This window comes from Streptomyces sp. CC208A (genome assembly GCF_030010625.1).
GTDB lineage: Bacteria > Actinomycetota > Actinomycetes > Streptomycetales > Streptomycetaceae > Streptomyces.
Map to the genome: position 1 here is coordinate 174,399 of NZ_JASCXN010000011.1, position 20,996 is coordinate 195,394.

A 20,996-nucleotide genomic window follows, 5' to 3' on the forward strand; every position below is an offset into this window, starting at 1 on the left:
CGCTACCGCCCTGCTCCGCCCCCGTCCCGTGGGGGCCGTCCGGTGTGCCGGTATCGTTGCTGACGGTCGAGCCATTCGTAGGGTTCCCCGTATCCAGGGGCACGATTCGTTCGTACGACCGCACAAATAACCACGGAAAGAGTGACCCAGTGGCTGCCGCCCGCCTTGTCGTCCTGGTCTCCGGCTCCGGCACCAACCTCCAGGCGCTGCTCGACGGCATCGCCGCCGACCCCGAGGGGTACGGCGCCGAGATCGTCGCCGTCGGCGCCGACCGCGACTCCATCGCCGGCCTGGAACGGGCCGAGCGCGCCGGTCTGCCCACCTTCGTCTGCCGGGTGAAGGACCACGCGAGCCGCGAGGAGTGGGACCGCGCCCTGACCGAGGCCACCGCCGCGTACGAGCCGGACCTTGTCGTCTCGGCCGGGTTCATGAAGATCCTCGGCAAGGAGTTCCTGGCCCGCTTCGGCGGCCGGATCGTCAACACCCACCCGGCGCTCCTCCCCAGTTTTCCCGGTGCCCACGGGGTGCGTGACGCGCTCGCCCACGGCGTGAAGGTCACCGGGTGCACCGTCCACTTCGTCGACGACGGGGTCGACACCGGCCCGATCATCGCCCAGGGCGTGGTCGAGGTGCGGGAGACGGACGATGAAGCCGCTCTGCACGAGCGCATCAAGGAAGTCGAGCGCTCGCTGCTCGTCGACGTCGTGGGGCGCCTCGCCCGGCACGGCTACCGCATTGAGGGACGAAAGGTTCATGTCGGTGAACACGGACACCGTTAAGCCCATCCGCCGCGCGCTGGTCAGCGTCTACGACAAGACGGGTCTGGAGGAGCTGGCCCGCGGTCTGCACGAGGCCGGTGTCGAGCTCGTCTCCACCGGCTCCACCGCGGGCAGGATCGCCGCCGCAGGCGTCCCGGTCACCAAGGTCGAGGAGCTGACCGGCTTCCCCGAGTGCCTGGACGGCCGCGTCAAGACCCTCCACCCGCGTGTGCACGCCGGCATCCTCGCCGACCTGCGCCTGGAGTCGCACCGCGAGCAGCTCGCCGAGCTCGGCGTCGAGCCCTTCGACCTGGTCGTCGTGAACCTCTACCCGTTCCGCGAGACGGTCGCCTCCGGAGCCTCGGACGACGAGTGCGTCGAGCAGATCGACATCGGCGGCCCCTCGATGGTCCGCGCCGCCGCCAAGAACCACCCGTCGGTCGCCATCGTCACCAGCCCCGAGCGGTACGCGGACGTCCTCGCCGCCGTCAAGGCCGGGGGCTTCGACCTGACCGCCCGCAAGCGGCTCGCCGCCGAGGCCTTCCAGCACACCGCCGCGTACGACGTGGCCGTGGCCTCCTGGTTCGCCGCCGACTACGCGGCCGCCGACGACAGCGGCTTCCCCGACTTCCTCGGCGCCACCCACACCCGCAAGAACGTCCTGCGCTACGGCGAGAACCCGCACCAGGGCGCCGCCCTCTACGTCGACGGCACGGGCGGCCTCGCGGAGGCCGAGCAGCTGCACGGCAAGGAGATGTCGTACAACAACTACACGGACACCGACGCCGCGCGCCGGGCCGCGTACGACCACTCCGAGCCCTGCGTCGCGATCATCAAGCACGCCAACCCGTGCGGCATCGCGATCGGCGCCGACGTCGCCGAGGCCCACCGCAAGGCCCACGCCTGCGACCCGCTCTCCGCCTTCGGCGGCGTCATCGCCGTCAACCGCCCGGTGTCGAAGGAGATGGCCGAGCAGGTCGCCGAGATCTTCACCGAGGTCATCGTCGCCCCGGCGTACGAGGACGGCGCCGTGGAGATCCTCGCCAGGAAGAAGAACATCCGCGTGCTGAGGGCCGAGGGCGCCCCGAGCAACCCGGTCGAGGTCAAGCCGGTCGACGGCGGCGCGCTGCTCCAGGTCACCGACCGCCTCCAGGCCGAGGGCGACGACCCGGCGAACTGGACCCTCGCGACCGGCGAGGCCCTCTCCGCCGACGAGCTCGCCGAGCTGGCCTTCGCCTGGAAGGCGTGCCGCGCGGTCAAGTCCAACGCGATCCTGCTCGCCAAGGACGGCGCCTCCGTCGGCGTCGGCATGGGCCAGGTCAACCGCGTCGACTCCGCCAAGCTGGCCGTCGAGCGGGCCGGCGAGGAGCGGGCGCGCGGCTCGTACGCCGCCTCGGACGCCTTCTTCCCCTTCCCCGACGGCCTGGAGATCCTGACCGCCGCCGGTGTGAAGGCGGTCGTGCAGCCGGGCGGATCGGTGCGGGACGAGCAGGTCGTCGAGGCCGCGAAGAAGGCCGGCGTGACGATGTACTTCACGGGGACGCGCCACTTCTTCCACTGAGCAGGACCCGGAACACGACGGACGGCCCACGGGCGGGCCGTCCGTCGTGCGGGGGCCGGCGCATCCAGCGAGCGCATCCAGCGAGCGCATCCAGCGGTCGCGGCGGTCGGCCCACTGGCGGACCGGTGCCCACCGGTCCCGCCCTTCCCGGCCGCCCCGCCCCGACTTCCCCGGACGCCTCCGGACGCCCCAGGGCGTCGATTCCGCCCGCCGAAGCCACTCTGTTCTAATGGGTTGCTCTTTGTCGGCGGCTGGTCCATGGGGGCACGGTGTTGGATGTCCAGAACGGTTCCGAGGCGGAGCCCTCCGCCCCCGAGGCCGGCCGCGGCGCGCCCGACGGCGGCCCGTCCGACCGCCTCGCGCCGGCACCCGTCCTCCCGTACGCCGTCGTCGCGGCGGTCCTCTGCGCGCTGTACTTCCTCTACTCCTGGGTGCAGTACGACCACTTCCGCACCCCCTCCTGGGACCTCGGCATCTTCGGGCAGGCCGTCCGCTCCTACGCCGAGTTCCGGCTCCCCGTCTCCGACATCAAGGGGCCCGGCTTCCCGATCCTCGGCGACCACTTCAGCCCGGTGACGGCGCTCCTCGCCCCCCTCTACTGGCTCTGGCCCTCGCCGGTCTCGCTGCTCTTCGCGCAGGCCGCGCTCTTCGCCGCCTCCGCCGTCGTCGTCGGCCGCACAGCCCAGCAGGTCCTCGGCAGCCGGGCCACCGGCATCGCCCTCACGGTCGCCTACGGGCTCTCCTGGGGCCTCCAGGAGGCCGTGAAGTCCGACTTCCACGAGATCGCCTTCGCCGTCCCGCTGCTCGCCCTCACCTGCCGGGCGCTGCTCCTCGGCCGCTGGACCGCCGCCGTCGCCTGGTCGGCGCCGCTCGTCCTCGTCAAGGAGGACATGGGGCTCACCGTCGCCATGGTCGGTGTGGTCCTCGCCCTCAAGGGGCGGAAGAAGCTCGGCGCGGCCCTCGCCGGCTTCGGCGTCGCCGCCTTCGCGCTCACCGTCCTCGTCCTCGTCCCGGCCGCCAGCAAGCTCGGCCAGTACGACTACTGGGCCAAGATCGAGAAGACCGGCACCGGAACCGAGACCTCCCTCGGGCAGATCGTCAGCGGCGCCCTGGCCTCCGGCGAGCGCTGGGAGATGGTCCTCTACCTGTTCGCGATCACCGGTTTCCTCGCGCTGCGCTCCCCGCTGGCGCTGCTCGTCCTGCCCACCCTGGGCTGGCGCTTCGTCTCCCAGGACGCCAACCACTGGGGCATGCACTGGCACTACAGCGCCGTCCTGATGCCGGTCGTCTTCCTGGCCCTGGTCGACGCCGTCCGCGCGGTGCGCACCTCGCCGCGCCCCTGGCTCGCCTCGTACGGGAAGGTCGCCGTGGCCGCCGCCACGGCCGTCGCGCTCGCCCTCGCCGCGAACCTGCCGCTGCGCGAGCTCCTCAAGTCCGAGACGTACGCCGCCGACGTCCGCGCCGAGCAGGCCCGCGCGGCGGTCGCGGCGGTCCCGGCGGGCGCCAGCGTGGAGGCGGACGTGCCGCTCCTCGCCCACCTCACCGCGGACCACACGGTCTACTGGGTGGGCACGTCGAAGGGCGCGACCCCCGACTACCTCGCGCTCGACCTGCGCGGCTGGTCGGGGCAGACGCAGGACCCGACGGTGACGGCTTCGCAGTTGCACCCCGAGGCGTCGTACGAGCTCGTCCACCGCTCGGAGGGTTTCGCGGTCCTGAGGAAGAAGTGAGCGGGGGTACGCGAAGGGGCCCGGTTCCTGGTCGGAACCGGGCCCCTCTGCGTGCCGTGCGGGGTCAGTAGCGCGGGCGCTTGAACCAGGCGGCGGCGTCCGCCTTCGCGAAGAAGACGATGAGCAGGATGCCGATCACGAGGCCGACCACGGAGGAGACGCCCTGGGACTGGCCCAGGTTCGCCAGGCCGCCCGCCGTGGACAGCGAGCCGTAGACGATGCCGGAGATCCGGATGCCGTTGCCGCCGTTCGCGCACTTGGCGGCGATGATGACGCCCCAGACGCCGAAGGCGAGGACGAGCAGGCCGATGAAGACGAAGACGCCGGTCACGGCGGCGCCGGCGCCGGAGTCGAGACCCGCCTCGCTCGCGAACGCGCCGCCCACGAGGGCGAGGGCGATACCGGCGAGGATCTGGAGGATGCCGACGATCCAGAGGAGGACGCGGGCCGTCTTGACGCCGCCCGGCATGGTCATGGCGGGCGCGCCGTACGGAGCGCCGGCGGGGTAGGCGCCGTACGGCGAGGCGGGCGGGGCGGCCGGGTAGCCGTAACCGCCCTGCGGGGGCTGCGGCTGGCCGTAGCCCGGCTGCTGGCCCTGCGGCGGCTGGCCGTAGGGGTTGTTCGGGTCGCCGAAGCTCATCGGGCATTCCTCCGTGAATGTTCTCGTGCGGGGACGACGCGGCCCGCGCGGAGGAACTTTCACGGCATGTGAGCGGTCTCCCCCCGGCACTTTCCGCGGCACTGCGCTGGTCATCGTCGTCCGATCGCGGAGGTGTTGTCCAGTCGATAGGCCCCCGAGTTGTGCAAGTGCAATCCTTCGTTCCGCCCCGCGCGGCCCCGCCGGGGGCTCCGGCGGGACCGACGGCGGGGCCGGCGGCCGGACCGGAACGGGACCGAATTGGAAGTGGGCGGGGGTCATCCGGGAGGATGTCCCCCATGAGCGCCCAGATTCTCGATGGCAAGGCCACCGCCGCCGCGATCAAGTCCGACCTGGCCGTCCGCGTGGCGGCCCTCAAGGAGAAGGGCGTCACGCCCGGCCTCGGCACCGTCCTGGTCGGCGACGACCCGGCCAGCCAGAAGTACGTGGCCGGCAAGCACCGCGACTGCGCGCAGGTCGGCATCGCCTCCCTCCAGCGCGAGCTCCCCGCGACCGCCACGCAGGAGGAGATCGAGGCGGTCGTCCGGGAGCTCAACGAGGACCCGGCCTGCACCGGCTACATCGTCCAGCTGCCGCTCCCGAAGGGCATCGACGAGAACCGGATCCTGGAGCTGATGGACCCGGCCAAGGACGCCGACGGCCTGCACCCGACCAACCTCGGCCGGCTCGTGCTCAACGAGCCCGCCCCGCTGCCCTGCACGCCGAACGGCATCGTCACCCTGCTCCGCGCCCACGGCGTGGAGATCAACGGCGCCGAGGTCGTCGTCGTCGGCCGCGGTGTCACCATCGGGCGCCCGATGCCGCTGATCCTGACCCGCCGCTCCGAGAACGCCACCGTGACGCAGTGCCACACCGGCACCCGCGACCTCTCGGCGCACCTGCGGAACGCCGACATCATCGTGGCCGCCGCCGGCGTGCCGCACCTGATCAAGCCGGAGGACGTGAAGCCGGGCGCGGCCGTCCTCGACGTCGGCGTCTCGCGCAACGCCGAGGGCAAGATCCTCGGTGACGTGCACCCGGACGTCGCCGAGGTGGCCGGCTGGATCTCCCCGAACCCCGGCGGCGTGGGCCCGATGACCCGCGCGCAGCTGCTCGTGAACGTCGTCGAGGCCGCGGAGCGCGCGGCCGAGGCGCACTGAGGTGACCCCCGGGACCCCGGCGGCCCCCGGGAACCCGGACGGGCCGCGGGAGCTGCCGCGCGGGCGGGTGGCGAAGGTCCGCCGGGTGCGGGGTTCGCGCCGGCCGCCGACGGTCACCACCGACACCGCGCGGCCCGAGGGCGGCGGCCGGGCGGCGGGCGGCGACGCCCCGGCGCCCGCCCGTCAGTGGCCGCTGCTCCTCGTCCTGGGGACGGCGGCGCTGGGCCTGCTGGTGCTGGGGACGGAGCCGTTCCCGCACTCCTTCCGGATCGGGACGATGACGGTCGGGGCGGCGCTGCTGCTGGGCGCGGTGCTCCGCGGGGCGCTGCCCTCGGTGGGCATGCTCGCGGTCCGCTCGCGCTTCACCGACATGATCACGTACGGGTTGATGGGCTCGCTGATCGTGCTGCTCGCGCTCATGGTGCAGCCGAAGCCCTGGCTCAAGATCCCGTTCCTGGAGGACATCCTCCATCTGACGGTGACCTGATCCGGGGGGCCTGGGCTCTCCCCGGCCTTCCCCGGTCGTACGACGACGGCGCCCGCCCTCTCCCCCGTGGGAGGGCGGGCGCCGTCGTGATCAAGGGTCATGTACCCGCCAACGAAAGGGCAAGTTCGGGCCAGTCGCTGTGGCATGGAAGTGACCGTTCCGGTACATCCGGACCCTCCGTTCGGGTCCCGCCCGGCCCCCGGAACTGCCATCCTTCGAGGACACCGGGGACGGCTGGGACAAGGGGGGCGAGCATGCCGGCGTGGAAGTCGCTGTCCGACGAACTCGATCCGGAGGTACGGGCGTTCACGGAGCGGCTGCGGACGGTCGTCGACCGCAGCGGGCTCGGCGTCGGCGCCGTCGCCGAGCGCACCGGACACGAACCGGCCGCCTGGGGGGCGTACCTGGACGCCCGCCTGCCCGTCCCCAGGGACGCCGTCGTCGCCCTCGCCGACGTCACCGGCGCCGACCTCGGCCCCCTGGCCGCCCAGTGGGAGCACGCGGACCGCGCCTGGAAACGGGCCTCCGGTGCCCCCGCCGCCGCTGCCGTCGCCCCCGGCGTCCCGGAGGACGTACCCGCCGAACGGACCATGCGCATCCGGAAGGTCGTACCCCCGGACCCCGCCCCCGGGCCCGCCCTCACCTCCACCCCGCGCCCGCCCCGCCGCGCCTCCCCGCTGCTCTACGCCGCCGGGCTCGTCGGCGCCGCGCTCGTCGTCACCGCCGCCGTCCTCCTCGCCGACCTCGGCGGCTCCGGGGCGACCCCGCCCGCCGCCGCCCCGACGGCGCCCCCGATCACCGTCGCCCCGACCCCCAGCCTCCCCGAGGGCGTCCGGTGCACCGGCGCGGACTGCGAGGGCCGGGACCCGGAGGCCATGGGCTGCGGCGGCCCGCACGCCGTCACCGTCGCCCGTACGTATCTCGGCACCGCCCTCGTCGAGGTCCGGCACAGCGCCGTCTGCGCCGCCGCCTGGGCCCGCATCAGCGGCGCGACCGCCGGGGACGAGGTCACCGTCCAGGCGGGGACCGCCGTCCAGCTCGCGCACGTCCTGGAGGAGGGCGCCACCGGCGCGTACACCCCGATGGTCGCGGCGGGCCCGGGAAGCAGCGGGGTGCGCGCCTGCGCGAACCGTTCGAACGGGAGCGACGGTTGCACAGACGGGTGAAAAGGAGTGAGAGGTGAGCTGCGCCACAAGGGGGCGGGGGTGCACGGGGGACCGCGTCCGATAGCCTGACCGCCGGATATCTCTTCACATCGAGACATCGATCGATCAGGGGAGCGATATCCAGCCTCAGGGGCAGGGAACCCCACCGCCAGCTGTCTTACGGAGATCGCCATGACCCGCACTCCCGTGAATGTCACCGTGACCGGCGCGGCCGGCCAGATCGGCTACGCGCTGCTCTTCCGCATCGCCTCCGGCCACCTGCTCGGCGCGGACGTGCCGGTCAAGCTGCGCCTCCTTGAGATCCCGCAGGGCGTCAAGGCCGCCGAGGGCACCGCCATGGAGCTCGACGACTGCGCGTTCCCGCTGCTCAAGGGCATCGACATCTTCGACGACCCGAACAAGGGCTTCGAGGGCGCCAACATCGGTCTGCTCGTCGGCGCCCGCCCGCGCGGCCCGGGCATGGAGCGCGGCGACCTGCTCGCCGCCAACGGCGGCATCTTCAAGCCGCAGGGCGAGGCCATCGCCGCCCACGCCGCGGACGACATCAAGGTCCTGGTCGTCGGCAACCCGGCCAACACCAACGCCCTGATCGCCCAGTCGGCCGCCAAGGGCGTCCCGGCGGAGCGCTTCACCGCGATGACCCGCCTGGACCACAACCGCGCCCTGACGCAGCTGGCCCAGAAGACCGGCTCCTCGGTCACGGACATCAAGCGCCTCACCATCTGGGGCAACCACTCCGCGACCCAGTACCCGGACATCTTCCACGCGGAGATCGCCGGCAAGAACGCCGCCGACGTCGTGAACGACCAGGCGTGGCTGGCCGACACCTTCATCCCGACCGTCGCCAAGCGCGGCGCCGCGATCATCGACGCCCGTGGCGCCTCCTCCGCCGCCTCGGCCGCCAACGCCGCCATCGACCACGTGTACACCTGGGTCAACGGCACCCCCGAGGGCGACTGGACCTCCATGGGCGTCCCGTCCGACGGCTCCTACGGCGTCCCCGAGGGCCTCATCTCGTCCTTCCCGGTCACCTGCAAGGACGGCAAGTACGAGATCGTCCAGGGCCTGGAGATCAACGACTTCTCCCGCGCCCGCATCGACGCCTCCGTCAAGGAGCTGTCGGAGGAGCGCGACGCGGTGCGTGAGCTGGGCCTGATCTAGCCCGACGCGTCCGACGGACGGAGCCCGGCGCAGCTTCCCGAAGCCCGCGAGGCCCCCTGGGGCCGAGCGGTGCGAGGGGAGCGTCGAGGATGGGTCGCGGTCCGCGAGCTCGGCCCCATCCGAGCCTGAGAACCACGCGCAGGAGCCCCCCGGTCCGGGACCGGGGGGCTCCGCTCGTTCTCGGAGGGAGCCTCAGAGGGAGCGCGGCGTGTAGTGGCCGGGGACCATGCGGGTGGAGACGCCGATCCGGTTCCACGCGTTGATGGTGACGATCGCGGCGATCAGCCGGGCCAGTTCGTCGGCGTCGAAGTGCTCGGCGGCCGCCGCGTACACCTCGTCGGGGACGAACCCCTCGGTGAGGACGGTGACGGCCTCGGTGAGGGCGAGCGCGGCCAGCTCCCGCTCCGTGTAGAAGTGCCGGGACTCCTCCCAGGCGGCGAGCTGGACGACCCGCTCGACGGTCTCGCCCCCGGCGAGGGCGTCCTTGGTGTGCATGTCCAGACAGAAGGCGCAGTGGTTGATCTGCGAGGCCCGGATCTTGACCAGGTGGTACAGGACCGGGTCCACGCCCTTGGCGGCCTCCTGCTCCAGCCGGATCATCGCCCGGTAGTACTCGGGCACCCGCTCGGCGAGGTTCATGCGCGGCGCGTGCTCGTGGGCGAGGGGCTGGGCGGAAGGCTGGGCGGGGGAGTGCGCTGTGGTGGTGGTCATGAAGCCACCGTAGAAGCGGATGGCGTGGCGCTATGGTCCATTCCCATGCGGAACGACTGGGCCACTTTCGGCGCCGACCTCCATCTGGAACTGCGCGGACCCCGGCTGCGGGCCGGGCTCATGGACGCCCTGCGCGAGGCCGTACGCGGCGGGCGCCTGGCGCCGGGGAGCCGGCTGCCGTCCTCGCGCCAGCTCGCGGCGGACCTCGGCGTGGCCCGCAACACCGTCGCCGACGCCTACGCCGAGCTGGTGGCCGAGGGCTGGCTCACCGCCCGCCAGGGCTCCGGCACCCGGGTCGCCCGCCGCGCCGAGCCCCGGCCGGCCGCGGAACCGGCCCCGGAACGGCCCCCGGCGGGCCTCTCGCCGGGCAACACCCCCATCGGCATCCCTGCCGTACGGGCGGCCCGGCGGCGCGCCCCCGTCCCCGCGTACGACCTGCGGACCGGCAGCCCGGACCTCGCCTCCTTCCCGCGCACCGCATGGCTCAGGGCGTACCGGCGGGCGCTGACCGCCGCCCCCAACGAGGCCTTCGGGTACGGCGATCCGCGCGGCCGGACCGAACTGCGCACCGCCCTCGCCGAGTACCTGGCCCGCGCCCGCGGCGTGCACGCGCGGCCCGAACGGATCGTGATCTGCGCCGGGTTCGCCCACGGCCTGATGCTCCTCGGCCAAGTCCTGCGGGCGCGCGGGGCGCGGGCGGTGGCGGTGGAGTCGTACGGACTCGGCCTGTACGCGGGGCTCCTGCGGAAGGCGGGCCTCGCCACCCCCGCCCTGCCCTTCGACGAACGGGGCGCCCGCGTCGAGGAGTTGACGCGGACCGCGCCGGACGCGGTGCTGCTGACCGCCGCCCACCAGTTCCCGCTCGGCGGCGCGCTGCCCCCGGACCGGCGGGCGGCGGCCGTCGACTGGGCGCGGGCGACCGGCGGCCTCGTCCTGGAGGACGACTACGACGGGGAGTTCCGCTACGACCGGCAGCCGGTCGGCGCCCTCCAGGGCCTCGACCCGGAGCGGGTCGTCTACATCGGCACCGCCAGCAAGTCCCTCGCGCCCGGCCTGCGGCTCGCCTGGATGGTGCTGCCGGAGGGCCTGATGGACGAGGTCGCCGCCGAGAAGGGCGCGGTGGTGGACTGGATGTGCGGCACCCCCGACCAGCTCGCCTTCGCCGAGTTCCTGGCCTCGGGGGCGTACGACCGCCACGTACGGGCCATGCGGCTCCGCTACCGCCGCCGCCGCGACGAACTCGTCACCGCCCTCGCCGCCCGCGCCCCCGGCATCCACGTCGGCGGCATCGCGGCCGGCCTGCACGCGGTCCTCTCCCTGTCCCCCGGCACCGAACAGGCCGCCCTCCGCTCCGCCGCCTGGCACGGCCTCGCCGTCCAGGGCCTCGACCAGTTCCGCCACCCGGAGGCCCCCCGCTCCCAGGAGGGCCTGGTCGTCGGCTACGGCACCCCACCGGACAGCGCCTGGCAGGGCGCGCTCGGGGCGCTGTGCCGGGTCCTGGAGGGGGTGGGGGAGGCCGAGGCCGAAGAACCCCGGTCGAAGGGGATCGACCGGGGCTCGACGGCATAAGTGGGTGTGAGTGCCTATCCGAATGCCTTGACGTTCCGCCAGTCGACGGAAAGGACCGTCTTGGCAGCGGGCTTGGTGTTGACATCGGACGGGTAGTACACGCGGATGTACCCGTCCGATCCCCAGCGGGCCCACATGTCGGGGATCCCGTCGCCGTTCACATCGGGGATGCCGACCACGGCCGAGACACTGGTCTGTGTCCAGCCGCTGCCGTACTGGACGTCACCCTGACGGGAGTTCGCCGAGGTCATGAGTGACGTGAGGTTCACACTGCCCGTACCGGTGCCGGGCTTGCCGTGCCGGATGTACATGGAGCCGGTGTCCAGATCGCGCCACAGCAGGTCCGGGGTCCCGTCCTGGTCGATGTCGGCGAGGTTGACGATCTCGCGCCGCGTCCAGTTCTCACCGGGCATCTGGGTGGCCGTCTGGAACGTGGCGCCGGTGTAGCCGGACAGCGTCCAGAAGGCCGAGCCGGCGCGCAGCACGAGGTCGGGCAGCTTGTCGCCGGTGATGTCGCCGACGGCCTTGATCTGCGTCCAGGTCGACGGCGCCGGGGTTCCCGCGGGGAGCCGGATGTCGATCCGGTCCTCGACGTTGAAAGTGCCGTAGCCGTCGCCGGGGTAGAGCCAGAACCGGCCGTCCGGAGAGACGGAGAACAGGTCGGTGCTGCCGTCGCCGGGGTAGACGTCCGCGTAGTGGGTGATCAGCGCGGCCTTGCCGGTGGCGGCGTCGTACCAGTGGCCGGACGGCGGTTCCTGCGCCTTGAGGTTCTCGGGGTCGCCGGAGGCGGGCCTGAGGACGTAGGAGCCGGGCATGGTCGAGTACAGATCACCGCCCGCGGCGCCGGGCAGTGATCTCAGACTGCCGTTCGGGTAGACGGTCAGGAGGTCCACGAAGCCGTCGCCGCCGAGGTCACCGGGGGCGTCGGCCTTGTCGCGGGGCCGGACGTAGAAGGTGTAGTCCGTACGCGCGCTGACGTTGCCCACGGCGTCGTGGGCGAAGACCTGGAGGCCGTTCGGACCGGCGTGCGGGGGCCGTAGGTTGGAGACGGTCGCTGTTCCGTTGGTCGCGGTCACCGTTCCCCCGGTGCTGGTCACGCCCTCGAAGTTGTAGGTGAATTTCGTGGCGCCCGGGGACTTGAAGGTGATCGCGCCGGTGCCGCCGAACTTGACCGAGGCCCAGGTCTGGCCGTCGTCGGTGGCCTCAGGGAAGACGGTGCTGTCGACGTCGGGCTTCTGGGGCGCCGTGGTGTCGATGGTGACCTGGCAGGACTCGACGCCGGGCGGATACCAGGTGGAGAGGCCCGGTGGGCTGTACGAGTCCTCAGCCCGCGCGATCCAGCTGTAGGTGGCGCCGTCGACCAGGCCGGTGATGTTCGCGGTGGCCGTGCCGCTGGAGTTCGGAGTGATCAGCAGATCGGTCTTGGCCTGACCGACCTTGCCGTAGCGGAAGCGGATCTTGCTGAGGTTGCCGTCGGCGTCCTTCGCGTTGACCGAGATGGAGATGCTCGTCGTCGCAATGACCTTGGAACCCGGGGACTCCACGCAAGTGCTGCCGGTGACCAGCTTGGGTTCGCTGGGCACACTGTTGTACTCCGCGACGAACTCCGCCGACGAGGCCTGGAACTTGCGCCAGGTGTGGGTGTCGCCCTCGCTCGTGGCGCGCAGGCCGAAGGTGATGTTGCCCCAGCCGTTGTCGGCGCCCTTCTGGGCGGCGGCCGTCACGTTGGCGCCTTCGAACTCCTCGTAGTCGTCACGGCAGTTCGGGTCCGGGTCGTAGCCGTGGGCGAAGGTGTTGCTGTCCAGCCAGGTCGCCCAGCTCGGCTGGGAGTTCCAGGTGGTGTTGGTCGAGATGCCGCCGGTGAGGTAAAGCTTGAACTCGCGGGGGCTGCACGACCACGAGTGGTTGTTCAGCACCTTGAACGAGGCTTCGTGGACCGTGGCGCCTGTGATGGTACGGAAGTCCATGCGCCAGAACGAGCGGGCGAGACCACCGGTGTCGGACTCGTATCCGACGCGGGCGTCGGAGGTGCCGGAGCCGAAGTTGGTGCCGTCGTAGAAGCTGCTGTTCGGGTAGGGCCGGTAGGCGATCGTCCACGCCTCCTTCGGGGTCTTCATCGTCGGGTCGATGAAGACCGGGAAGAGGACGTTCTCGTCGGTGAAGAGGCCGGTGGCGGCGGGTTGGAGCTGGAGACGCGCGTCGCCGGTGCCCTCCCCGGACAGCAGGACGGGCACGGGGGCGCGCCGGGCGCCGGGCTCGATGCTGCTCAGACCGCTGAGCTTCAGGACGTCGGCGGGGGTGGCCGTCGAGGTGCGCGGAGCGGTACCGGCGGCGCGGAGTTCAGGGTCGCGGCCGCTGGAGTCCCAGGCGAACGGGGTCGGCAGGGAGCCGACCTCGTCCCCTGCCTTGTCAAGGATCTGCACGAGGCTGCCGGACTCCTCGTATCGGAAGACGGTGGTGTCCGAGCGCAGGCCGTACGTCACGGTCCTGAGCGCCTCCTGCTGCGCGGCCTCGCGGTTCTTGACGATGAGGAGCTGGGCGAAGCCGCCGCTCTCGCGGGCGAGCACGAGCAGGTCGACGCCGGGCAGGACTTCGGGGTAGAGGGCGCGGGGCCCGTCGAGCACCGGCTCGGGCAGGGCGCCGGGCCAGGTGTACGTGATGGTGTGGCCGTCGATGTCCATCTCGGCCAGCACGGTGTCGCCGGGCCGCGGGGCGCGGGCGAAGGAGCGGTCGGCGCGGGAGGTGTCCGTGCTGCCGTTGGAGAACCGTACGGGCGTCGCCGGATTCTTGGGCCGGATGCCGAGTCCGCGAGGCGCGTCCTCCGCCCGCTCCAGGGTGTTGTCGATAGGTGCCCATTGCCCCTTGGCGTTCTTCGCGCGCTGCGGGACGGCGTGGATGCTGGTGCGCATGCGCCCGTTGGGCAGCGCCCAGGTCTGCTCGGTGGCCGTGGTCGCGGTCTCGACGAGGACCGGCTTCCCGGTGCGGCGGGCCTGGGCGACGGCGGTCTGCGTGTCGCGGGGGGCGGCCGCGGCCGGCTTCGCCTCGATCGGCCGCTTCGGCCGTGTGCCCGGCGGGCCGTCAGGTTGCCACCAGGGCAACAGTGATGCGGCGAGTGCGGCCAGTACGAGGCCAAGGGTGCAGGCCAGCCTGGTGCGCGTGCGCACGAAAGGGCTGAGCAGGCGGGGCGCGGTCACGGCGGTCTACTCCCGTGGGAACCAAGCGGAATGGGGGGACAGCACAGAAAGCCCCGGACGATGGATCGCGGGGGCAGAGGCGCGCAAACGATTACATTCGCTTCACATCCTGTCCATTCATGAAGAATTTATGGACTCGTGATGTGGAGTCGGGAGGTGTCGGCCGCGCGGGCGATGCGGGCCCTCCTGTGGCTTTCGGGCGGACATTAAGGCCCGGTTCACGGCAAATCGGAAGATCCACATGAAAGATCGTCAGTGTCACCGTTCGCCAGGTGATGCACCGTGTCCGACCTCACAGCGATGCGTGGAACCCGTGCTTCCTCTCCCTTGAGACGAGCGGTGTTCATGGCGCAGGGTGCACACGCGTGCGCCTGGTCCAGGCGTGCGCTCTTCGGTGTTTCCGCACCTCATCCGTTGTTTGGGTTCGCCTCAGTGGGAGTCGCCGCGTATGCGTGCTTCAGGTCCGCTGTCATGGCTGGGGCGGGGACGCCCAGCCATGACGGAGTCACTACGACGGCGTCGGCGGCTCGGCCGCACGGCGACCGTCCTTCTGTTGTCCTCGACGTTGTCGGTGACGAGCCTGAGCGCCCAGGCATGGGCCGCTCCGGGGCCCGGCATGAACCGCATGGAGGAAACGAGCGAGGTCAAGCTCCCCGAGCTGCCCGAGGACGTGCCGGTCGCTCCCAAACTGCCGAGCGTCACGGAGCTGGGCACCCCCGCGGACGTTCCCGTCCTCCCGTACGAGCCGAAGAAGATCACCCCCTGGCAGGCGGGCACCGGAACCGCTGATCTGAGCACTGCGGCCGCCGGCACCTCGGTTCCGGTCTCCAACGGCCTGCCGATCGCCCTCGGGGTCCCCGCCGGCACCGAACCGTCGGCCCTCGCGGGGCAGTGGACGGTTGACCTCGCCGCGCCCACCACCTCCCAGGAGGCGGGCCTCGCCGGTCTGATCATGCAGATCACCCCGCCGGCGGGCGTCGACCCGAACGCGCAGGTCGTGCTCGACGTCGACACCAGCGAGTTCAAGGACCTCTACGGTCCCCAGGCCGCCGAGCGCTTCGGCGCCATGCTGCTGCCCGACTGCGCCTTCGACGCGGCCACGACGGGAGGGTGCACCGAGACCGGCACACAGACCTTGTCGGGCGTGGCGGACGCTGCCGAGTTCGAGCACCTCGCCAGCTCGGTGAAGGTGGTGCCGGCCGAGGACGCCCCGACCCGGACGACGACGGCCACGGACGAGCCGGTCCGCACGATCGTCAGCGGCCTCCTGCCCGTCTCCAAGATGCTGGACAGCGGACCGTCCCCCATAGCGACGGACTCCCAGGTCCGCACCGCGGCCTTCGCCGCGACCACCACACCGGGCACCAGGACCGTCGGCGTCGGCGACACCGGCGCCTCCAGCGCCGGTGACTACACCGCCTCACCCCTGCTGTCCTCGGGCTCCTGGGCGGCGGGTTCGTCGAGCGGTGCCTTCACGTACGGCTACCAGGTGCAGATCCCCGAGGTCGCCGGCGGCCTCGCGCCGAACGTGAAGCTGTCGTACTCCTCTCAGACGGTCGACGGCCGCACCTCGGCCACCAACAACCAGGCCTCCTGGATCGGCGACGGCTGGGACTACAACGCGGGCTCGATCACCCGCACCTACGCCAACTGCCGCCAGGACGCCAAGAAGGCCGGATCGAACAACCCGAGCCACGGTACGGCCGACCTCTGCTACGGCTCGGAGAACGCCACCCTCTCGCTCGGCGGCATGACCACCGAGCTGGTGTGGGACGAGACCAAGGGGCCCAAGGGATCCGACGGCAAGCCCCTGGGCGCCTGGTTCACCGCGAACGGCGACGGCTCGAAGATCGAGCGCCTCAAGAACACCGCCAACGACCCGCGCGAGGACCTGAAGGACGACGACGGCGAGTACTGGGTCGTCACGACCAGGAACGGCACGAAGTACTACTTCGGCCTCAACAAGCTGCCGGGCTGGTCCGCCAACGACCCGTACACGGACTCCGTGCTCGCCGTCCCGGTCTACGGCAACCACCCGGGCGAGCCCTGCTACACGAGCACCTGGGAGAACTCGCACTGCCTCCAGGCCTGGCGGTGGAACCTCGACTACGTCGAGGACGTCCACGGCAACGCCATGTCCCTGTGGTGGAAACGCGACGACAACTACTACGCGCAGAACTTCAACTGGTCCGAGCCGACGCGGTACCACCGCGACGGCTACCTCTCCCGCATCGACTACGGACAGCGCGCCGGCAGCGTCTTCTCGAAGACGGCACCCGCCAGCGTCCGGTTCTCCGTCGAGGAGCGCTGCTACACGGTCGACTCGGTGACCTGCACCGAGGCCAACTTCACGTCCGGGCTGTCCCAGAAGTTCCGCCCCTGGTACGACACGCCCGCCAGCCTGTACTGCGCCGCGTCGGGCAAGAAGTGCTGGCACGCCGGACCCACCTTCTGGTCCCGCAAGCGCCTCGACAAGATCACCACGTCGGCGCAGCGACTCGCCTCGACCACCGCCCGTCAGGACGTGGACGAGTACCAGCTGAAGCAGAGCTTCCCGGTCCACGCGACGGGCGTCAACACCGCGCTGTGGCTGGAGTCGATCCAGCGCACGGGCTTCGCCCGGAACGGTGCCGGCGACGCGAAGACGAAGCTCAACCCGGTGCGCTTCGAGCACAACCCCGAGGACATGCCCAACCGGATCAAGGACGACAACAAGCCGTCGTTCTCCCGGCTGCGGATCGCGCGCGTCATCAACGAGTACGGCGGCGAGACCGTCATCACGTACAAGAAGCCGGGACCCGAATGTCCCAGCGACGGCGCGGGGCTGCCCGGCAAGACCGACACGGACGGACTCAAGAAGAACACCCGCCTGTGCTACCCGGCGTTCTGGCACCCGGACCCGAACGTCGAGGACATCGACTGGTTCCACAAGTACGTCGTCGAATCGGTCGAGGAACTCCCCAACATCGACGGCTCCTACCCGACGCGGACGTCCTACACCTATGACGGCGCGGGCTGGAAGCTCGCCGAGGGCGAGTTCACCAAGAAGTCCACCCGTACGTACTCCCAGTTCGCGGGCTTCGCGTCGACCACCACGATCACCGGCGTGGACGCCCCGAACACCGGGAGCAAGCGGACCAAGACGGTCGCCCGCTTCTTCCAGGGCATGGGCTCCGGCACGGTTCTCGACAGCGAGGGCGAGCCGATCGCCGCCGACGAGGAGCCGTTCGCCGGCCGCGTCGCCGAGGAACTCACCTACGCGAACGCCGGTGACACGGCTTGGCTGACCCGCACCGTCACCTACCCGCACGCCCGCGAACTCGCCCGCCGCGAGCGCGGCGACGGCCTGAGCCCGCTGCGGTCCTGGCGGGTCACCGAGCCGAAGACCGTGTCGTTCACCAAGTCCTCCGGAACCGGAGACGACACGAGAACCCTGCGCAGCGTCGAGACCAGGACGACCTTCGACGCCGGCAACGGCCTGCCCACACGGGTCGAGTCTCTCGGCGACACGGGGAAGCAGGGCGACGAGTCCTGCACCAGGATGACCTACCTGGACCAGCCCGCCAAACACATCATCGGCGTCACCAAGGAGATCCTCACCGCCCCCACCACCTGCGTGGAGGCGGACGCCGACAACTGGTCGACGCTCAGCGGCGGCAGCCGTGTGGCCTACGACCACCAGCCCTACGACGTGACGGCGCTCTCCGCGGGCTCCCGCGGACTGGCCACCCAGACCTGGTCGCTCAAGGGCGACGGCACCGGCTTCCAGAGCGACGGCACCACCCGCTTCGACGGAATCGGCCGCGTCATCTCGCGCACCGACCCCGACCTGAAGACCTCCACGATCACCTACACCCCGTCCGAGGGCCAGGTCTTCTCCGTCACCGAGAAGAACTCCCTGGGCCACGAACAGACCCAGGAGCTGGAGCCCGGCCGCTCCGTCGGCCTCAGGACCACCGACCTCAACGGCCGCGTCACCCAGGCGGAGTACGACCCGCTCGGGCGTCTCTCCAAGGCCTGGGGCGCGGGTCGCTCGACCTCGTCGGTTCCCGACTTCGAGGCCGTCTACACGATCCCCCTGGTCGACCCGGCGAACCCGGTGCGCATGCCGCCCTACGTCACCACCAGGACGCGGGGCCACGAGAACCGCATCGAGACCTCCGTCGTGATCTACGACGGTCTCGGCCGCCAGCGCCAGACCCAGGAACAGGCCACCGGCAGCGGCTGGCTGCTCACGGACACGCTGTACAACAGCTCCGGCGAGGTCTGGCGCACCCGGAACGCCTACCTGGCCCTCGACGCGGTACCCGGCGAACTGTTCACCCCGGACGCCGACACGGCCGTTCCCAACGTCACGCAGTACACCTACGACGGCCTCGGCCGCGTCGTGGAGGAGATGCCCTACCTCAAGTACGAGGCCCCCGGCTCCGAAGGAGCCACCTCGCAGGCGTTCCCGGACCGGGCCACCCGCTACGAGTACGGCTCCGACTGGTCCACGGTGATCAACCCGAAGGGCGCGCCGTCCTACCGGATCTACACCGACGCCCTGGGCCGCTCCTCCCGGATCGACACGTACACCGACGCGGCGCGCACGCCCGCGCTGGCGACGTCGATGCGGTACACGTACAACGCCCGCGGTCAGATGGCGCGGGCCACGGCCTCGGCGGACCCGGGGCACCCGTGGTCCTGGACGTACGACCACCGCGGCCGGATGACCTCGTCCACCGACCCGGACACGGGCACGACGACGATGACGTACGACCACCGGGACCGGCCGCTGACGCTCACCAACGCGCGGGGCGTCACGGTCTGGAACGCCTACGACGAACTGTCCCGTCCGACGCAGCAGAGGCTGACCGGCAGCAGCGGCCCGCTCCTGGCCGACTTCACGTACGACGGAGCCCCGGGCGGCAAGGGCCTCCCGCAGGCGGCGACCCGCTACACGGACGGTCTGGCGTACAAGCAGCAGGTCAACGGCTACGACAAGGACTACCAGCCGACCTCGACGACGCTGACCCTGCCGCAGTCGATAGCCGACACGTGGGGTCTCCAGCCCTCGTACACGTACGGCTACCAGTACTCCGACACCGGTCTGGTCGACTCGGTCTCGCTGCCGGCCGTCGGCGGGCTCGCCGCCGAGAAGGTCGTCGTCCGCTACAACAAGGACGGTCTGCCGCTCTCGATATCCGGCAAGGACTGGTACGGCTCGGAGACCGTCTACTCGCCGTACGGCCAGGTGATGCGCTCCACGCTCGGTGCCCAGCCGTACCGGGTGTGGACGCAGAACACCTTCGACGAGGCCAGCGGTGAGCTGCAGAACCAGCAGGTCTACCGCGAGCAGACGGGGGACGCGTCCCTCGGCGGCGGTGTCCTCGTCTCCAAGCGCTCCTACAGCTACGACCCGGCCGGCAACGTCACCGGGATCCGGGAGCACGCCACCGGCATCGCCGAGCGGCAGTGCTTCACGTACGACCCGCTCGGCCAGCTGAAGAAGGCCTGGACCAGCAAGGACCAGACCGCGTGTGCGACCGCCCCGACGGTCGCGGACGTCTCCGCCGGCGACGGCTCCGGCTACTGGCAGGAGTACGAGTACGACCTCCTCGGCAACCGCACGAAGCTGACCGAGAAGGACCTCGCCGGCGACACCACCAAGGACGCCGTCACCGCCTACACCTACGGCAAGGCGGACGGCACCCAGCCGCACACGCTGACCAAGGTGTCGAAGGCCTACAAGACGCCCGCCGGTGCGGCGGTGAAGGCCGAGGCGACACGGCTGTACGAGCTGACGGGCGAGACGAAGTCGGTCACGTCCATCCAGAACGGCGACAGCCAGACGCTGACCTGGACCCACGACGGCCAGATCGACCGGATCACCGGCGCGGGCACCGGCGGCAAGACCTCGTACGTGGGGCTCGGGGACAAGTGCCTCGACCTCTACTCGGGTGTGGCGAAGGCGGGCCAGGCGCTCACTCTGTACCAGTGCAACGCTTCGGCGGCGCAGAAGTTCAGGTTCGCCGTGGCCCCGGGTCAGGCCGACCCGAATCTGGGCACGCTGACGGTGCACGACACCTGGTGTGCCGACCCCGTGGCCGGCACGGCCGGTTCGGCGGTGCAGGTCCAGAAGTGTGACGGCACCACCGCGCAGCAGGTGCGGCGGAACGCCGCCGGGCAGCTGACGCATGTCGCGTCGGGTCTGTGCGTCGCGGTCAAGGACGCCGCCACGGCGAACAGCACGCCGCTGGTCCTGGCGACCTGTGCCTCCGGTGTCGCGGCCCAGCAGTGGGCGGCGCAGAACGACACCCGGCACATCTACGGCCCCGACGGCGGCCGGCTGCTGACCATCAAGGGCAAGGAGGCCACGCTGCACCTCGGCGAGGCCGAGGTGACGGTCCAGAAGGGCGGCGCGCCGGTCACCACCCAGCGCACGTACTCCGCTCCGGGCGGCGCGATCATGCGCGTCTCCTACGGGACCGGCACCTCGTCGCTGGTGGCCATCACGATGGACCACCAGGGCACGCCGTACGCCGAGGTGGCGCTGTACGGCACCCAGCCGGTCCGCGTCCGCAAGCAGGACCCCTTCGGCAACCAGCGAGGCCCGACGGCGACCGCCGCCGGTCTCTTCAGCCACCAGGGGTTCCTCGGCGCGACGAACGACGACGCCTCCGGCTACACGCCGCTCGGCGCCCGTCTGTACGACCCGGTGGTCGGACGCTTCCTCTCCGCCGACCCGGTCGTCGACCTGACCGACCCGCAGCAGTCCAGCGGCTACGCGTACGCCCACAACAACCCGGTCACGCACTCCGACCCGACCGGCCTGGCGATCTCGCTGACGGCGTCGGAGCGTGCCGCGGCCCTCGCGGGC

The 20,996-nt window shown here is 71.5% G+C and carries 12 protein-coding genes; 9 read left to right on the plus strand and 3 right to left on the minus strand.

Going from position 1 to position 20,996, the window contains the following annotated elements:
• Nucleotides 1-149 precede the first annotated feature (149 nt).
• The 3 genes from purN to QK442_RS15110 all read left to right on the plus strand — a co-directional run bounded on the left by purN (nt 150) and on the right by QK442_RS15110 (nt 4,049).
• Nucleotides 150-779 (plus strand): phosphoribosylglycinamide formyltransferase, encoded by a 630-nt coding sequence (purN, locus tag QK442_RS15100; protein WP_282694437.1) that lies wholly within the window; start codon nt 150-152, stop codon nt 777-779.
• Entirely contained in the window at nt 754-2,319 is a 1,566-nt protein-coding gene (gene purH, locus QK442_RS15105; protein WP_282694438.1) for a bifunctional phosphoribosylaminoimidazolecarboxamide formyltransferase/IMP cyclohydrolase, read from the plus strand. Before purN ends, purH begins: the two co-directional genes overlap by 26 nt.
• Nucleotides 2,320-2,588: 269 nt before the next feature.
• The gene (locus QK442_RS15110; protein WP_282694439.1) at nt 2,589-4,049 is read left to right on the plus strand and encodes a DUF2079 domain-containing protein; all 1,461 of its coding nucleotides are present in this window, start codon (nt 2,589-2,591) and stop codon (nt 4,047-4,049) included.
• A 64-nt stretch (nt 4,050-4,113) separates the two neighbouring features.
• Here the strand turns inward: QK442_RS15110 and QK442_RS15115 are convergent, their stop codons facing one another.
• On the minus strand, nt 4,114-4,689 hold the full coding sequence (locus tag QK442_RS15115) for a hypothetical protein (RefSeq protein WP_282694440.1): 576 nt from the start codon (nt 4,687-4,689) through the stop codon (nt 4,114-4,116).
• Nucleotides 4,690-4,985: 296 nt separating this feature from the next.
• Here QK442_RS15115 and QK442_RS15120 point away from each other — a divergent pair, with 296 nt between their 5' ends.
• The 4 genes from QK442_RS15120 (at nt 4,986) to QK442_RS15135 (ending at nt 8,660) form a co-directional block, all read left to right on the plus strand.
• On the plus strand, nt 4,986-5,846 hold the full coding sequence (locus tag QK442_RS15120) for a bifunctional methylenetetrahydrofolate dehydrogenase/methenyltetrahydrofolate cyclohydrolase (RefSeq protein WP_282694441.1): 861 nt from the start codon (nt 4,986-4,988) through the stop codon (nt 5,844-5,846).
• A gap of 1 nt (nt 5,847) precedes the next feature.
• On the plus strand, nt 5,848-6,333 hold the full coding sequence (locus QK442_RS15125; protein ID WP_282694442.1) for a DUF3017 domain-containing protein: 486 nt from the start codon (nt 5,848-5,850) through the stop codon (nt 6,331-6,333).
• A gap of 254 nt (nt 6,334-6,587) precedes the next feature.
• Nucleotides 6,588-7,499, plus strand: a complete 912-nt coding sequence (locus QK442_RS15130; protein WP_282694443.1) for an XRE family transcriptional regulator — start codon at nt 6,588-6,590, stop codon at nt 7,497-7,499.
• A gap of 171 nt (nt 7,500-7,670) precedes the next feature.
• The gene (locus QK442_RS15135; RefSeq protein WP_282694444.1) at nt 7,671-8,660 is read left to right on the plus strand and encodes a malate dehydrogenase; all 990 of its coding nucleotides are present in this window, start codon (nt 7,671-7,673) and stop codon (nt 8,658-8,660) included.
• Between the two features lie 192 nt (nt 8,661-8,852).
• Here the strand turns inward: QK442_RS15135 and QK442_RS15140 are convergent, their stop codons facing one another.
• A complete protein-coding gene (locus tag QK442_RS15140) occupies nt 8,853-9,371 on the minus strand; it encodes a carboxymuconolactone decarboxylase family protein (protein ID WP_282694445.1) in 519 nt (172 codons plus the stop codon).
• A 45-nt stretch (nt 9,372-9,416) separates the two neighbouring features.
• On the opposite strand from QK442_RS15140, the gene QK442_RS15145 reads away from it, so the two are divergent.
• Complete coding sequence (locus QK442_RS15145; protein ID WP_282694446.1) at nt 9,417-10,940, plus strand: PLP-dependent aminotransferase family protein; 1,524 nt, start codon at nt 9,417-9,419, stop codon at nt 10,938-10,940.
• 14 nt (nt 10,941-10,954) lie between these two features.
• Here QK442_RS15145 and QK442_RS15150 read toward each other — a convergent pair whose 3' ends face one another.
• A complete protein-coding gene (locus tag QK442_RS15150) occupies nt 10,955-14,134 on the minus strand; it encodes a hypothetical protein (protein WP_282694447.1) in 3,180 nt (1,059 codons plus the stop codon).
• A gap of 616 nt (nt 14,135-14,750) precedes the next feature.
• Between QK442_RS15150 and QK442_RS15155 the strand changes: the two genes are divergently transcribed.
• Nucleotides 14,751-20,996, plus strand: a 6,246-nt coding sequence (locus tag QK442_RS15155) for a ricin-type beta-trefoil lectin domain protein (protein ID WP_282694455.1), incomplete at its 3' end; no start/stop codon positions are given.

Bases quoted from the DNA above. Each gene is read 5' to 3' on its own strand.
- purH (WP_282694438.1), top strand. From the start codon at position 754: ATGTCGGTGAACACGGACACCGTTAAGCCCATCCGCCGCGCGCTGGTC.
- QK442_RS15115 (WP_282694440.1), bottom strand. From the start codon at position 4,689: ATGAGCTTCGGCGACCCGAACAACCCCTACGGCCAGCCGCCGCAGGGC.
- QK442_RS15120 (WP_282694441.1), top strand. From the start codon at position 4,986: ATGAGCGCCCAGATTCTCGATGGCAAGGCCACCGCCGCCGCGATCAAG.
- QK442_RS15130 (WP_282694443.1), top strand. From the start codon at position 6,588: ATGCCGGCGTGGAAGTCGCTGTCCGACGAACTCGATCCGGAGGTACGG.
- QK442_RS15135 (WP_282694444.1), top strand. From the start codon at position 7,671: ATGACCCGCACTCCCGTGAATGTCACCGTGACCGGCGCGGCCGGCCAG.
- QK442_RS15140 (WP_282694445.1), bottom strand. From the start codon at position 9,371: ATGACCACCACCACAGCGCACTCCCCCGCCCAGCCTTCCGCCCAGCCC.
- QK442_RS15145 (WP_282694446.1), top strand. From the start codon at position 9,417: ATGCGGAACGACTGGGCCACTTTCGGCGCCGACCTCCATCTGGAACTG.